Source organism: Microbulbifer agarilyticus (assembly GCF_001999945.1).
Taxonomy (GTDB): domain Bacteria; phylum Pseudomonadota; class Gammaproteobacteria; order Pseudomonadales; family Cellvibrionaceae; genus Microbulbifer; species Microbulbifer agarilyticus_A.
Genome location: NZ_CP019650.1, coordinates 2515210 through 2530779, shown reverse-complemented (window position 1 = coordinate 2530779; position 15570 = coordinate 2515210). Strand labels below are relative to the sequence as shown.

The window sequence follows — 15570 nt, the reverse complement described above, 5'->3', positions numbered from 1 at the left end:
CGGCCGGAAAGGGCTAGAGACGGGTCTCAAGAGGCTCCTGTGGTACCTGCCAGTTTCTGTGCGACCTGCACGAATAGCTGCGGTTTGTCCGGGGTAACCACTACTGTTGATGTTGGGAATTTGATCACTACGGCCTTTGCCGCGTCTGTGGCGTAGGCGCGATAGCGCCCGAGCTTCTTGTTGCGAAACAGGCCCAGATAGCTGAACAATCCGCCGTTACCGAATAGCTTGATGGAGCCATCCATTGCCTTCGCGTCCAGGGTTACCGATTGCAATTCGCGTAATGAAACCCGGCTGTGCCAACCAGGGCGTAGTACCAGCAGTTGGTCGCCCTCCAGTTGATATCCCCGGACGGTAAACAATGCGCATAGTACCAGCAGCACCAGTGGTAGCCAGATACCCAGATGGTATAGGGGCGGTGACTGCTCGGGTTCCTTTACCAGCAGAAGCGTGCTGATCCCGATCAGAATGACACTGGCCAGAAGCGTTAGTAGCTTCAGCTCTCTGCTCCAGGGGGCATTAAAGCGTGCCGTTTTCAACTTGGGGGACTGCTCGGGCATCGTCATAGGTCTCTTAAACGCATGAAACGGCTCAAGAATAGTTCTCGGCTCGTCGGTCAGGGCTGAAGTGTACCCTCGCAGCCCCGGTGTGAGAAACCGGTGAATGCCCTGCGGGGCTACTACAATGGCCCCAGTGTCAAAATGCGCTCCCGCAGCGCTAGTTCGATTGCTATACTCCGCGCCCTTTGAGCGAGCGGCGGCGTTCGGGCGAACCCCGCGGCAATACAAGATTCCTGCGCACTGGAGAACTACATGTCAGAAACACTATGCGATATCGGCTTTATTGGCGCCGGCGTGATGGGGAAGAACCTAATCCTCAACCTGGTGGACAACGGATACCGCGTGTGTGCCTTCGATCTAGACCACAGCCGTCTGGAAGATCTGTTAGAGCAGGATGCCAAAGAACGTGGTGATCAGCCTCCGCGGGTCGAAGTGTGTAACTCATATACCGAGCTGCTGTCCCGCACCAAGGCGCCCCACCTGGTGATTCTGTCCGTGCCGGCCGGTGCCCCGGTCGATGATGTCTGCAACAAGCTGCTGGATGCCGGTCTGCAGGCCGACGATATCGTGATCGACACTGGCAACAGCCTGTGGACCGACTCGGTACAGCGCTGCAAGCGTTACGAGGGCAAGCTTATCTTCTTCACCACGGCAGTTTCTGGCGGTGAAGTAGGGGCGCGTTTCGGACCGTCACTGATGCCAAGTGGTGACCGCTATGCTTGGGCGCGCATCGAGCCTGTTTGGCATGCGATCGCCGCAAAGGTTGACCCTGCGAGTGGCCAACCAATTGAGCGTTTCGAGCCTGGTAACCCAGTCAAAGAGGGTGAGCCCTGTGCCGCCTATATAGGTCCTATCGGCTCGGGACACTTCGTCAAAATGGTGCATAACGGTATTGAGTACGCCGATATGCAGATGATCTGCGAAGTCTATGACGTGATGCGCAGTGCGCTGGAAATGACCCCCAGCGAAATTGCCGCTGTGTTCCGCGAGTGGAACAAGGGTGTGCTGAACAGCTATCTGATTGATATCAGTGCTGAAGTTTTGGATACCCGCGATACAGAAACCGGCGAGCCATTGGTCGATGTGATTCTCGATCGCGCGGGCCAGAAAGGTACAGGTCTGTGGACGGCGGTTAGTGCACTGGAAGTTGGCTGCCCCGCGCCAAGTATTGCGGAAGCGGTATTTGCCCGTTCGCTTTCCACCCGCAAGGTATTGCGCGGACGCGCGGCGAAAAAGCTGATCGGCCCAGAGATCGCCCCGGTTGCGGAAGAGCGACGCAAGGAAGTGATTGCACAGCTCCACGATGCTCTCTACTGCGCGAAGATTTGCGTATACGCTCAGGGTTTCGACCTGATGAAGCTGGCGGCGCGTGAGCAGGGCTGGCAATTAAACTTTGCCGAAATTGCCAGAATCTGGCGTGCTGGCTGTATCATTCGCGCGGTGTTCCTGCAGTCCATTAGCGATGCTTACGAGCGCGATGTGAAACTGTCTAACTTGTTGCTGGACGATTTCTTTATCCAGCAGATTGCCGAGCACCAGGGTAACTGGCGCCGTGCAGTGGCCGACGCCACCATCGGTGGTATCCCGGTTCCGGCACTGTCCTCGGCGCTTAGCTACTACGATGCCTTCCGCCGCGAATCCCTGCCGGCAAACCTACTGCAGGCGCAGCGCGATTTCTTTGGTGCGCACACGTTCTCACGCGTGGACAAGCCTGAGCAGGAGAAGTACCACGTATTGTGGAGTGAGCCTGGCCGACCGATGCAAAAATTGTGATTGCTAGCTTTAGTAAATGAAAATGGCCGCTACTAGCGGCCATTTTTTTGTGTGTACGATTTGAGTCGCGGTGCGCTTAGCGCCGTTGCGACGGGAAACTGCGGAAAGCTTCCCCCACAGCCTGATCCATCGCGCGGGTCGGGTTGTTGAGTACTCTGCGCGTTACTGGCTTGTTGGCCTGGCCACGCCAGACCACACGCTTCTGTCGGGTATCCAGTATGTCTACCGTCAGGTGGCCCTCGGTGTATTGGCTAACGTTAGCGTGATAGCCGGGAGGCAGGTTGTTGTAGTACTCCTCGAGATATGGATAGCGCGCGGCGGCAAAACCGAGGTTCGAATTTCTCGGCATTTTCACCTGACGATTGGCGAACACATGTACGTTGACCAGTACATCCGGGTTATCGCTCGGCATCATGCCGCGAGACATCAGCTCTTGCGACACGGCGTTGTGGGCGAGGCTGGTGGCACGGCTCGGTGTGCCGTTTTGCGGAACAAACCCGAAGGTTCGGTACTGGGCCATACTGGCGGACTGTTGAGAGGAGGTGTTGTTGGCGCAGCCGCAAAGTGTTAGCAGCGCGGTAATTGCGAGAGGAAGCAGGGAAAATAGGGAGAATTTACGGAAGGTCATAGGCCAATCCCGGTGGTGTTAAACAGGGTTTCCTGTTCAGCCTAGACCGGGATTGGCGCATTTTCACACGCGAAACTAAACAGTCATCAAATGACCTCTTCGACTTCGCTGCTCACCTGCCGGTCGCGTTCCTCGCGGCTGGCACGGGCAACGATTTCGTCCACGCTGGCGGTATCGGTATTGAGCCCGCCAAAGGCAGCCAGCAAATCTTTCAGCAGTGCAGAAATTTCGAGGGTCATAACCGAGAACTCAATGTCGAAACGCTGAGCAGCATTATCCGCATCTACGTTGTCCGCTTTTTCGGTAACCTCGTCACTGAATTTCAAGCGTTTGATCGCCAGCTGATCGTCCACCATCAGCTCGACACCGTCGCGCCAGATCAGCCCCAGCTTGTGCACCTGCATGCCGGCGACGAGATGGTTATGGATCTCCTCCGCGCACAGGTCCTGGTTTTTACAGCGAATGACACTGCCGGATTCCTGCGGGTCGCGCAGCTCGCACTCGTGACCAAACTCGAAATTGGTGGGTGCTTCAGGTGCGGTCAGCCAGTGGGTCATGGACTGCTGAGGGATATTCTTTGCGGCGACCGGCACCACCGACAGGCTGCTGATGGCTTCACGCAGATTTTCCAGCAGCTCTTCCGCCGCTTTCGCGGAAGATGCGTTGACCACGATCCAGTTATCTTTGGGGTCAATGTAGGCAAACTGCAGGCGCGAACGGGCGAAGGCTTTTGGTCGCATTTCCAGCAGCACTTCATCCTTCAGGTTCTGCCGCTCCTTGCGGCCCACACTGCGGGCCTCTTTTTCAGAAATAGCCAGCGCCATTTCTTCGACCTTCTCGTTGACCACCGCCGCAGGGATCACTTTTTCCTGCTTCTTGGCGCATACCATCAGGTAGCCATTGGCAGCGTGTACCAGCTCGGTGCCGTGACGCCCCAGCGGGGGCACCCAGCCGTAGCGCGCCATATCCTGGCTGCCGCAGGGAGTAAAGGTATCCGGTTCCAGCATCTCGTTGAGCTGTTCCGCTGACAGGGTGAATTCTCGGGTGAGGCGGTAGACGCGCAGGTTCTTAAACCACATAGATCAGGCCGTTCGCTGTATTTTAATCAGTATGCTTAAAGCGGCCGCGCATTATGCGTCAGTCGCCAAAAAGGGGCCAGCAGATGCACTGGCCAAAGCAGGATTGCTGGTCACCAGCCTCAGATGACTAGGCTCGGCAAAACTGCCTGCCAATTTCCTGTGGGTGCGCAAACAGGTAGGCCGGTTGATGCTCTTGCAGCTCTTCGCGGGAGCCATATCCCCAAAGTACGCCCGCGGACTTCAGCTGATTTTTGTGCGCGGCGTTCAGATCAAAGTGGCGGTCGCCGATCATCAGTGTGTTGCGGCTAATGGTGTTTTCCGCCAGCAGCTTTTCCAGTTGCTGCCATTTCCCGATACCTACATCACCGCCGCTGACGAATTCAAAAAAGGGCAACAGATTGAACTGCTCGAGAATACGAGTGGCAAAGTCGGCGCGTTTTGACGTGCAAACGCCGAGACGAACGTTCTTGCTTTCGCGCAGGGTCTCCAGCATTTGGTTCACCCCAGGGTAGAGGGTGTTTTCGGCGTAGCCGGTGTCTCCATAGCGCTCCCGGTACTTGCCCACCATGGAGCTGACAAATGCATCGCTGGTATTACCCGTGAGGTTACCGATCGTGTGTTCCAGCGGAGGACCAATGTAGGGCGTCAACTCGTCTGCCGCTCTCGGTGCCTGGTCGTGGAATACCAATGCGTGATTCATGCAGTTTACAAAGCCTTCTGCCGGATCACTCAGTGTGCCGTCCAGGTCAAAAAGCAACCACTCGTACTGTGCCATAGAAAGCTCCTGATTATTTTTGATGTTGCGGGAAGCGTGCTGCGCTATTTTCCCTTGTCTGGGTAGGGAATACAAAAAAGCCCGGGTTTGAAGCCGGGCTTTTTTGCACAATATGATCTGTTTAGTTGCTGGGAATTGCCCCAACAACCTTCACAAAGTAATCCCAGAAATTTGCCACACTCTGGATGTGCACGCGCTCTTCCGGCGAGTGCGCGCGACGAATGGTGGGGCCGAAAGAAACCATATCCCAGTTGGGGTACGGCTTGGCCAGTAGGCCGCACTCGAGGCCGGCATGGATCACTTTCACCTCCGGCTCGCTACCTTCCATATCCTTGTAGACATCCTTCATTAGTGCCAGCAGCGGCGACTGCATGTTTGGTGTCCAGCCGGGGTAGTCATTTTCCAGTAGGGCATTGGCGCCGGCCAGCTGGAAGGCTGCGGCCACATTCAGGCCGTGCGCATCACGTGCGCTGTCTGACAGGCTGCGTACCAGGCACTGGATGCGCACTTGTGCGTTACCGTTTTCGGTTTCGGTGACGACGCGCGCCAGGTTGTTGGAGGTATCGGCAATGCCTTCCAGCGCGGTGCTCATACGCTCTACGTCGTTGGGGCAGCAGCGGATAGCGCGAATCAGCTTCAGCTGCGCTTCGGTATCCAACACACTTGCCGGTGCATCGGTGCCCTCCAGTGCGATATCCAACTTCGCTTCGTTATCCAGTTCCGCTTTGATGATTGCTGTGGCCTGCTGGAAAATTTCTTGCAGCTGCGCCGCCTGTTCCGCAGGTACGGTAATCACAGAAAACGATTCGCGCGGAATCGCATTGCGCAGGCTGCCGCCATCGAGGCTGGCGATTCGCAGTGCTGGAATTTGCTGCAGGGCGGCATCGATGATGCGGTTGGCTATCTTGTTGGCGTTGCCGCGCCCTTTGTCGATATCCAGCCCGGAGTGACCGCCGCGCAGGCCGCGTACGCTCAGTTTGAACGCCTGATGGCCGGCCGGCAGGGGTTCTGCGGTGTAGGGCAGGGTTACATTGATATCGACACCGCCGGCACAACCCACGTACAGCTCGCCTTCGTCTTCAGTGTCGAGGTTCAGCAACAGGTCCGCTTCAAAGTGGCCTGGCTGCAGGTGTTTCGCACCGGTCATGCCCGCTTCCTCGTCGATGGTCAGCAGGGCTTCCAGCGGCGGGTGCGGAATATCGGTGGATTCCATTAATGCCAGAATCGCGGCCACGCCGATGCCGTTATCAGCGCCGAGGGTAGTGCCTTCTGCGGTTACCCATTCACCATCCACATAGGGTTTGATGGAGTCGGTCAGGAAATCGTGCTCGGTGTCGGCATTTTTCTGCGGCACCATGTCTACGTGGCTCTGCATCGCCAGAATTTTGCGATTTTCCATGCCCGGAGTAGCGGGCTTCTTCAGGATGACGTTGCCGACCTGATCCAGCTTGACGTCGAGCCCGCGATTTTTTGCGAAATCGACAATATACGCCACTACCTGGTCTTCATGCTTGGATGGGCGCGGGATCTCGCACAACTTTGCGAAGTGTTTCCACAGCGGCGTTGGGTTCAGTTCAGCGATGCTCGACATGTGTTTTCCTGGTGGTGAGGCCGACTGATACAAAGCGAACAAGCGGCCAGAGGATACGGCCGGTGGGTGGGGCCGAAAGCACCCGCGAGCTTGTGGCCCGCGGTTGGAGGTTTAGTCTTTTTTGTATTGCAACCCTGCGCGTAAACGCCGGGTTCGGAATTACTCGCTAGCCGCGGTTTCCGTAACCAGTTCAAACGCAATGCGTCGCTTATCAGTATCTACGGCGCTTACTTTTACGCGCACTTCTTGATCCAGCTGGAACTGCTCTTCTCCGCGGGTAATGCGCAGGCGCTTGCCGTCGAAATCGAATGGATTCTTTTTGCTGTTAAAGCGCACAAATCCATTGATGCCGTTGTCGTCCAGGCGTACGCCGATACCCGCACCGTTGACCAGGGTGATTTTGCCAGTAAAGGTCTGGTCGATTTTGTTTTCCAGATACTGGCAGTACAGCCACTGTTGCAGGGCGCGGTCTGCCTGGCGGCCAGTGGTGACACTTTGCTGCAGGGCTTCACCGTGTTCGTCGGCCAGGGTTGGTAGGGTTTGCTGATCAGCAGCGGCACGCAGTACCCGGTGGTTGTGCAGGTCGTTGAACTTGCGGATCGGCGAGGTCACGGTGGCGTAGTGGGCAATGCCCAGGCCGAGGTGGGCGGCGGCATTGCCGGACAGTTCGCCTGGGCGCAGCATGCGTTTGAGCACCGCCAGCGTATTCTTCTTCTCTGCATCCTCATCGGCTTCAAGGGTTTTTACCAACTTGAGGTAGACGTCGAGCTGGTGCAGGTCCTGCTCTGCGTACTCCGGCATCACGTCTTTCAGCAGGGCGCGGATCTCGGTCATGCGTTCGTCGCGGAAGCCCAGATGGATGGAGAAACAGCCGGCACCGAGTTCGGCGAGCTTGCCGCCCGCCGAAATATTCGCGGCCAGCATGGCTTCTTCAACCATGCGTTGGGCAGAAGTACGCTCCTGCTTTTCGATGCGCTCGATCTTGCGCTTTTCATTCAGAATCAGGTCGTAGTCCGGGCGGTCTTCCATTACCAGAGAGTGGCCAGAGCGGTACTGTGCACGCGCTTTACTGAGGGCGTTCAGTTCACTAAGGGCCTGATGCTGGGTTTCTGGCACTGCAGCGGCATCGCCATCGATGTACTGGGCAACCTGGCTATAGCTCAGCTTGTGCTGGGAGCGGATCGCGGCAAACTCGTATTCGAAACCGTTCAGCGCGCCGTCTTCGGATACCACAATATGCATCACCAGAGCAGGGCGCAGCTGGCCTTCCAGCAGGGAGAAACTGTTCTCGCACAAACCTGCAGGCAACATTGGCAGGGTTTCGCCGGCGAGATACACACTGTTGGCCCGCGCAAGCGCGTCTTTGTCCAGCGGGCTGCCGGCTTCGATCAGACTGGAAGGGTCGGCTACGGCGATGTGCAGAGTCCAGCCTGCGTCGGTTTTCGTAATCGCGATGGCATCGTCCATATCGCGGGTGCTTTCAGAATCGATGGTGACAAAACCAAGCTCCGAAAGATCCTTGCGGTCTGTGCAGATGCTCTCCAGCTGCGCGGGAATGGCTTCTGCCTGCTCGAGGGCACCTTTGCTAAACGTGTTGGGCAGGCGGTGTTGCGCGACCACAAAGGCGTGCTCGATTCCGGCCATATCGGGCTTGCCGATTACGCTTTCTACTTTTGCCTGGGACTTACCGTCTTTGAACGGGTGGCGGGAAATGCTACAGGCGATGAACTCCCCCGGTTGCGCCTTGCCGCGGGCTTTGGGCGGCAAAAAGATCCAGCGCGAAAAGCCGTGCTCGCTGGGCTGGATAAAGTGACCCTGACCACGTTGTACATACTGGCCCACCAGGTACTTCAGTTCGGTGGAGATCAGGCTATCCAGCTCCGCGGACAGTTTGCCCTTATCTTCTTCGGTCAGGCTCACCTTAACGCGGTCGCCCGGGAAAACTCGATCCATTTCGGCTGGGGGCAGGAAAGCCTCGCGCCCGTCATCCAGTACCACAAAGCCAAATTTACCGTTGGCGCCGCGTACGCGTCCTTCGGCAAATTCTTTGGTGGAGCGGATATCGGACTTCAGCTGGGACAGCTGTTTGAGGGCATCGGCGTTGAGCATAACCAGGTCTCTGTTAAATCTCGGTAAATCGACTGCAAGGAGTGTAGGGCGCGGATTCTACCAGACGAGGCTTTACAGGCCAGTTGCGCTACGGCGAACAACGTCTAATTTGCTCATGAAAGTAGATGGATTTATGACCATCAGCGGCTTTGAGTTTCTGGAGAATGATCTATCCTAAAAAACGATGCATTTGGTGATGGTCGTGATACTGAATGGTCTTGATTGGCAAAGATTGCAATGAAAATCTGCACCTGCTGGATATATCCTAAGGGACTTACAATAAATCGCGGTTGCGGACTGAGCTGACAAAATCGGCCGTGTCTGGCGCCGTGGAACATCCGACCTCCGGAGAGGCAAGAAAATGAGTGTTTTTTCCCACCCTGCCTACGATAACCACGAAGAAGTTGCTTTCTACCACGACGCCAAAAGCGGCCTGAAGGCAATTATTGCGGTACATAACACCAACCTTGGCCCAGCTCTGGGCGGTTGCCGCATGTGGCCCTATGCGGACGATGCAGAAGCCCTGAACGATGTTCTGCGCCTTTCCCGCGGTATGACATACAAATCTGCCATGTCCGGGCTCAAGCTCGGCGGTGGCAAGTCCGTGATTATTGGCGACCCGCGCAAGCAGAAGACTCCGGAGCTACTGCACGCAATGGGCGATTTTCTGAACACCCTCGGTGGCCGCTACATTACCGCGGAAGACAGTGGTACCAGCGTCGCCGATATGAAGATCATTGGTGAGCGCAGCGAATTTGTTTCCGGAGTGATTGCCGGCCAGGAACACGGTGGCGATCCATCTCCCTCTACCGCATACGGTGTGTTTGTCGGTCTGAAGGCTGCAGCACAGCACCGCTGGGGTCGCGAAGACCTGAATGGCATGAAGGTATCTATTCAGGGCGTGGGCAATGTGGGCTTCCGCCTGGCCAAGCTGTTGAAAGAGGCTGGTGCCGAGCTGTTCGTGACCGATATCTTCCAGGAGAACATTGATCGCGCGGTGAATGAGCTTGGCGCGACTGCGGTCGGCGCGGATGAGATTTTCGATCTGGATGTGGACATGTTTGCGCCCTGTGCCCTGGGTGCAATTCTGAATGACAAGACGATTGAGCGGCTCAAGGTTGGCGCCATTGCCGGCGCGGCCAACAACCAGCTGGCGGAAGAGCGCCATGCACAGGTGTTGAAAGAGCGCGGCATTCTCTACACCCCGGATTACGTGATTAATGCCGGTGGCATCATCGATGTGTATTACCAGCAAGTGGGACAGGCGAAGGGCGAGTATGACGCTGGCCAGGTGAAATCGCATATCGAAACCATTGCCACCACCATGCACGAAGTTTTTGAGCGTGCCGAAGAGTCTGGTGAAACCACTGCGCACATTGCAGACCGTGTTGCCGAGGAGCGCTTCGGTCACGAAGACGCGTTGAACAATTCAGACTCCGCTGCTGCGTAATTCTCTTTCCGGGCGCATGCGTCCGGTACACCCTCATTCCTCTGGCGAACCTATCGTCTCTCTGTGAGGTATTCTTCGGGCGCTACGGCGCCCGCTTTTTTGCCTACACTAATACTCGCGCGGGCCTTGCGGCTGTCATGCACGCTGTGTGATGAGTATTGCGAATCTCTACCCTCTCTCCCGCCCTTTACACCTTTTCACAAAAATCTGTGTCCGTTCATCGCGTGAACAGGCAAGTGACAGAACCAGGATAATTGACAATGGATATGCGATTTTCCCGTGTGATTTTGCCGCTACTCACCACTGTATTCCTTCTGGGTGTGGCCGGTTGCGACAGGCAAAGGTCCGGGGAAGATGGCGAGGAGAATGTGCACAAGGCGTTTCAGGTCGATAAAAAAGCGGCCGCCAGTAGTAAAGCGGCTGCAACCGGCAACGAAGCCTATGTGGAGGCCCCCGACATTGATCTGTCTTTCCACAAAGAAGTCCTGGATAACGGTCTGACCGTGATTGTGCACGAGGATCACAAGGCGCCGGTGGTGGCCCTCAATATCTGGTACAAGGTTGGGTCAAAAGACGAAAGCCCGGGTAAAACCGGCTTTGCGCATTTGTTTGAGCATTTGATGTTCAACGGCTCAGAAAACTATCCGGGCGAATACTTCGAGCCCTTCCAGCGCTCCGGTGCCACGGATATGAATGGCACCACAAATAACGATCGCACCAACTACTTTGAAACGGTTCCCACCGGCGCTCTGGATATGGCGATGTGGATGGAGTCCGATCGCATGGGGCACTTCAAAGGTGCGATTAGCCAGGAAAAGCTCGACGAGCAGCGGGGCGTGGTCAAGAACGAGAAACGCCAGGGGGAGAACGTACCCTACGGGAAAGCGTTCGACGTCATCGCTGCCAGCACGTTTCCGTCCGATCACCCCTATTCGTGGAGCACCATTGGTTCCATGGAGGATCTGGACAATGCCAGCCTAGAAGATGTGAAACAGTGGTTCTCGGAGTACTACCAGCCAGCCAATGCCATTCTGGTGATTGCCGGTGATATCACCGTCCCGCAAGCCATGGATATGGCGCGCAAGTACTTTGGCAATATTGCCAGTACTTCGGTGCCGCCCGAAATAAAACACTGGGAGCTTCCCACACAGGTCAATAAGCGCAAAGAAATGACCGACCGGGTGCCACAGACCCGGATTTACAAGGTCTGGAATGTGCCGGCAATTGGCAGTACCGACGAAGATGCGCTCGACCTGATGACCTCATTGCTGGCCAATCGCAAGAACTCATTACTGTACCGCCGCTTGGTGCGGGATGAGCAGGTAGCCACCAGTGTGAGTGCCTATTACTACGGACGCCAGCTTGCCGGGCAGCTCATTATTACCGTCGACGTGAAACCGGGCCAATCGGTTGAGAAGGTTGAGAAACTGCTGAACGAGGAACTGCAGCAGTTTGCCGACAATGGTGTCAGTGCGGATGAGTTACGTCGCATTAAACAGAGCCAGTTTGCCTCGGTCGTCAAAGGGCTGGAAAAAATCGGTGGCTTCGGAGGCAAAACCGATATCCTGGCACGTTCAGAATTTTATTACGGCGACCCCGTCGCACTTATCGATGGATTGGATGATTATGCCAAAGTGTCGGTGAGCGACGTGCAGGACGCTGCACAGAAGTGGCTTAAGCCAGAGCACTTCACACTGGTTATTTTCCCGGAGGATAAATACCAGGCGTCGGAACACGATGTCGATCGCTCACAACTGCCGGCAATTGACAAAAATGTCGAACTGGAACTGCCCAAGCAGCAAGAATTTACCCTGAAAAATGGGCTTAAGGTTGTACTGGCGGAGCGCCACGATACGCCGGCGGTATTTATGAAACTGCAGTACCGCGGCGGTGCTTCCGCAGACGGTGACAAGCCGGGCCTTGCATCTGTGGTGGCGCGTATGTTGAGTGAGGGGGCCGGGGATTACGATAGCCTCGGTTTCAGTGCCCGCCAGGAAGAGCTGGGGGCGAGCATCGGTACCGGTAGTGGGCTGGATTACAACTCCATCAGTTTCAGTGCTCTGAAGTCGCAGCTCAAGCCGTCTCTGGAATTGTTCCGCGATGTCATCACTGCGCCCCAGTTTCCAGAGGAAGACTTAACCCGGGTCAAATCCAACTGGCTCGATTCCATTCGTCAGGAAGAGGCGCAGCCCCAAGGGCTCGCCATGCGCAAGTTGCCGCCACTTCTCTATGGTGAAAACCACCCCTACAGTGCGCCACTTACGGGCTCTGGCACCCCGGAAGCCGTCTCTTCCATTACCCGCGATGATTTGGTGAATTATCACGATACCTGGCTGCGTCCCGATAATGCGCAGCTGACCGTGGTGGGTGACGTGAACAGGGACGAAATCGAAAAGCTGCTCAACGACACGCTGGGCAAGTGGCGCGCACCAAAAGAGCCGCTACCAGACCTCAACATTGCGAAGGTCGAGCGCCCGGAGGGCGCCCGCATTTTCCTTCTGGATCGCCCGGGTGCGGAGCAAAGCTATGTGATGGCAGGCCTGCTGATGCCGCCCTGGCAGCCAGATGGGGCGGAAGCGTTCGATGCAATGGCGTCCGCGGTTGCCGGTAAATTTACCTCGCGGATCAATATGAACCTGCGCGAAGACAAAAACTGGTCCTACGGTGCGCGGGCGGTATCCATGGACGCAGAAGGGCAGCGGCCGTATATCGTCATTGCGCCGGTGCAGACAGATAAAACCGCCGCGGCAATGCAAGAGATTTTGAAGGAATACAACGCGTATCTGAATGATCGCCCAATTGAAGACAATGAGCTGAGTGACTACAAAGATGATGAGGTCCTGAAGCAGAGTGCGCGTTTTCAGACCAAGGGGCAGCTGCTTTCCAGTATTGCCTGGCAGATCGAGAAAGGCTTGCCGCCAGAATACATCGCGGACTACCCGCAGCGTGTCAGCTCCTTGAGCAAGGAGCAGGTGGTGCAGGCGGCCAAGGACAATCTGGCGCCAGATCAATTTACCTGGGTAATCGTCGGCGACCTCGACAAGATCAAGCAAGATATCGAAGCGCTGGACCTGGGGCCGGTGCAGGTACTGCCGACAGAGCAATGACTGGTGGCCGGCGCGCCGGCTGGTCCCCAGCGTGCTTCGCTCGCAAAAAGCCCGGTGTTTGCCACGCCGGGCTTTTTTTATGGCGTCAAAATACGTTAAATTGCAGGATTGGGTAGGTAACTACCCCATTAAAAACCAATAAATCCGGGGCATGGCAGCATCGACCCCGAAGTTTCCGGGGCTAACATGATCACTCTGAAGCACATAACTCTCTCGGCAAAGCGTCTACTTGGCGGTTTGCTTGGTTTGACCCTGCTCACCCTTTCGACCTTTGTTCAGGCGGAAAAAATCGCCGTACATGCGGGCTGGTTGTTCGACAGTGAAACGGGCCGCCTAATGGAAAAACGCACCATTCATATTGATGGTGGCAAAGTAGAGTCCGTCGAACGCGGTTTTCATCAGCGCGAAGGGGAGCGGGTGATCGACCTGAGTGCCTACTCGGTGTTGCCCGGCTTGATGGATATGCATACCCATCTTTCCTACGAATTCGGCCCCCGCACCTACACCGAAGCCTTTACCTGGAACCCGGCAGACTACACGCTGCGCTCGGTAAACACCGCGGAGCGCACCCTGAAGGCCGGCTTTACCACCGTGCGGGATCTCGGAGATAGCGGTAACGTCACAGTGAGCCTGCGCAACGCCATCAATCGCGGCGACATCATTGGCCCGCGGGTTTACACCGCCGGCAAGTCCATTGCCACTACCGGTGGGCACGCCGACCCAACCAATGGTCACAACCATCGCCTGATGGGCAGTCCGGGGCCTGCCGAGGGCGTAGTGAATGGTGTTGCCAGCGCCCGCGAAGCTGTGCGCCAGCGCTACAAAGACGGCGCCGACCTGATCAAGATTACCGCCACGGGCGGTGTATTGAGCGTGGCCAAGAGTGGCCAGAACCCGCAATTTATGCAGGATGAGCTGGAAGCTGTGGTGCAAACCGCTAAAGACTACGGGTTTACCGTGGCGGTACACGCCCACGGCAAGGAGGGCATGGAGCGCGCCATTCGCGCCGGGGTGGACTCCATCGAGCACGGTACCTACATGGACGACGAAACCATGAAACTCATGGTGAAAAACGGCACCTGGTATGTGCCGACATTGCTAGCCGGTGACTGGGTAACCCAGAAGGCTGCGATCGAAGGCTTCTTCCCGGAAATGGTGCGCACCAAGGCGGCAAAAATTGGTCCTCTGATTCAAGATACGTTTAGTCGCGCACACAAGAAGGGTGTGAAGATTGCCTACGGTACCGACACCGGGGTGAGCCGTCACGGCGATAACGCGAAAGAGTTTGCCCTGATGGTGGAGGGCGGCATGAGCCCGGCGGACGCGATCCGCTCTGCGACCTGGAACGCAGCGCAGTTGCTGCAGGCCGAAGATGAGCTGGGCAGCATTGCGCCTGGTAAGTGGGCGGACATGATTGCGGTCGTCGGTAACCCGCTGGAAGACATTACCACGCTGGAGCGGGTGCAGTTTGTGATGAAAGGTGGCGAGGTCTACAAGCAGCCTGAGTAACGCCCGGTTGTCCTGATCTCTCGCTCACGGGTTGGGGCGAAGGTGGTGATGCCGGGAATCGCTTTGCAAGACCTTCACCGCCAGGGATGGCGGTGCAGAGCCCCCAGGGATGGGTTCACGGCGTGTCTTGCAAAGCGATTCCCGGTAGCACCACCGCCACTGGACGTTGGAAATTTACTTGGCCAGCTCAAATACCAATTCGAGGTGCACAGAAACCGAAGTCTCGCCCGGGGCCACGGGAGTGCTGGCACTATCCGCCATTGCTGCCTCGGCGCGCATCATCGGTCGCGGCATGCCGCCGTGGCTGCCTTCCGCAATACTGACAATCCGACGCACCTTGGTCCCCAGAGATTCCGCATAGGCTTCTGCACGAGTCTGTGCCATTTTTAAGGCTTTCTCTCGCGCTTCTGCTCGCAGTGGCTCCGGGTCATCAATGGAGAAGCTCGGGCCGTGGATCTGATTTGCTCCCTCCGCAGTTAGCGCATCGATCACTCCACTCAGGTCATCCAGCTCACGCACAGTGATGCTGACACTGTTGCGCGCCTGATAGGCGACGATTTTGCGTTCGCGGTTGGGCTGGTAATCGTAGCGGGGCATCAGGCTGATGCCGCTGGTTTGCACATCCTTGTTGTCGATGCCCGCATCTTTGATCGCCTGCATCACCTGTTCCATTTGTTTTGCATTGGCCTGCATGGCCGCTTTGCTGTCGTCAGCCTCGGTGACCACACCGGCAGAAATTGAGGCGATATCTGGAACCCGGCTGGCTTCCCCCTGCGCTGAAATGGAAACCAGAGTACCGGTGGGGCGGTTGCCGGAATCGCTGCCGCAACCGCTGGCAAAAATGGCGATTCCCGCGATGAGGCCAGCGGATAACAGTTTTATCGAATTGCGTCGGGTGTTGGCGAGTGTGTTGGAAAGAGTGTTGTGCATAGCGAATCCTTTTTCTTGCCGGAGTGACTGCTGACCGAGTGATTACGGAAAGAGTTGCT

11 protein-coding genes are annotated in these 15570 nt (G+C 56.6%); 4 read left to right on the top strand and 7 right to left on the bottom strand.

From position 1 onward, the window contains the following. Positions 1–26 precede the first annotated feature (26 nt). Positions 27–560, bottom strand: coding sequence for a PH domain-containing protein (locus tag Mag101_RS10385; protein WP_077404438.1), 534 nt, complete (start codon positions 558–560; stop codon positions 27–29). Positions 561–812: 252 nt separating this feature from the next. Here Mag101_RS10385 and gndA point away from each other — a divergent pair, with 252 nt between their 5' ends. Further along, positions 813–2333, top strand: coding sequence for an NADP-dependent phosphogluconate dehydrogenase (gene gndA, locus Mag101_RS10380; protein WP_077404435.1), 1521 nt, complete (start codon positions 813–815; stop codon positions 2331–2333). Positions 2334–2409: 76 nt separating this feature from the next. Here gndA and Mag101_RS10375 read toward each other — a convergent pair whose 3' ends face one another. The 5 genes from Mag101_RS10375 to Mag101_RS10355 all read right to left on the bottom strand — a co-directional run bounded on the left by Mag101_RS10375 (position 2410) and on the right by Mag101_RS10355 (position 8515). After that, positions 2410–2961: a DUF4136 domain-containing protein gene (locus tag Mag101_RS10375; RefSeq protein ID WP_077404432.1), complete on the bottom strand. Its 552-nt coding sequence runs from the start codon at positions 2959–2961 to the stop codon at positions 2410–2412. Between the two features lie 86 nt (positions 2962–3047). Further along, positions 3048–4040 carry a recombination-associated protein RdgC gene (gene rdgC / locus Mag101_RS10370; RefSeq protein WP_077404429.1) on the bottom strand — a complete coding sequence of 331 codons (993 nt, stop codon included), beginning with the start codon at positions 4038–4040 and terminating at the stop codon, positions 3048–3050. Positions 4041–4167: 127 nt separating this feature from the next. Next, the gene (locus Mag101_RS10365; protein WP_077404426.1) at positions 4168–4815 is read right to left on the bottom strand and encodes an HAD family hydrolase; all 648 of its coding nucleotides are present in this window, start codon (positions 4813–4815) and stop codon (positions 4168–4170) included. 121 nt (positions 4816–4936) lie between these two features. Further along, positions 4937–6406: an aminoacyl-histidine dipeptidase gene (locus Mag101_RS10360; protein ID WP_077404423.1), complete on the bottom strand. Its 1470-nt coding sequence runs from the start codon at positions 6404–6406 to the stop codon at positions 4937–4939. Positions 6407–6565: 159 nt separating this feature from the next. Continuing rightward, positions 6566–8515, bottom strand: a complete 1950-nt coding sequence (locus Mag101_RS10355) for a VacB/RNase II family 3'-5' exoribonuclease (protein ID WP_077404420.1) — start codon at positions 8513–8515, stop codon at positions 6566–6568. Between the two features lie 361 nt (positions 8516–8876). Between Mag101_RS10355 and Mag101_RS10350 the strand changes: the two genes are divergently transcribed. The 3 genes from Mag101_RS10350 to Mag101_RS10340 all read left to right on the top strand — a co-directional run bounded on the left by Mag101_RS10350 (position 8877) and on the right by Mag101_RS10340 (position 14581). After that, positions 8877–9965: a Glu/Leu/Phe/Val dehydrogenase dimerization domain-containing protein gene (locus Mag101_RS10350; protein ID WP_077404417.1), complete on the top strand. Its 1089-nt coding sequence runs from the start codon at positions 8877–8879 to the stop codon at positions 9963–9965. Positions 9966–10225: 260 nt separating this feature from the next. Further along, entirely contained in the window at positions 10226–13072 is a 2847-nt protein-coding gene (locus tag Mag101_RS10345; RefSeq protein ID WP_077404414.1) for a M16 family metallopeptidase, read from the top strand. Positions 13073–13258: 186 nt separating this feature from the next. Continuing rightward, entirely contained in the window at positions 13259–14581 is a 1323-nt protein-coding gene (locus tag Mag101_RS10340) for a metal-dependent hydrolase family protein (RefSeq protein WP_077404412.1), read from the top strand. A gap of 174 nt (positions 14582–14755) precedes the next feature. Here Mag101_RS10340 and Mag101_RS10335 read toward each other — a convergent pair whose 3' ends face one another. Further along, a complete protein-coding gene (locus Mag101_RS10335; protein ID WP_077404410.1) occupies positions 14756–15511 on the bottom strand; it encodes an SIMPL domain-containing protein in 756 nt (251 codons plus the stop codon). Between the last annotated feature and the right edge of the window lie 59 nt (positions 15512–15570).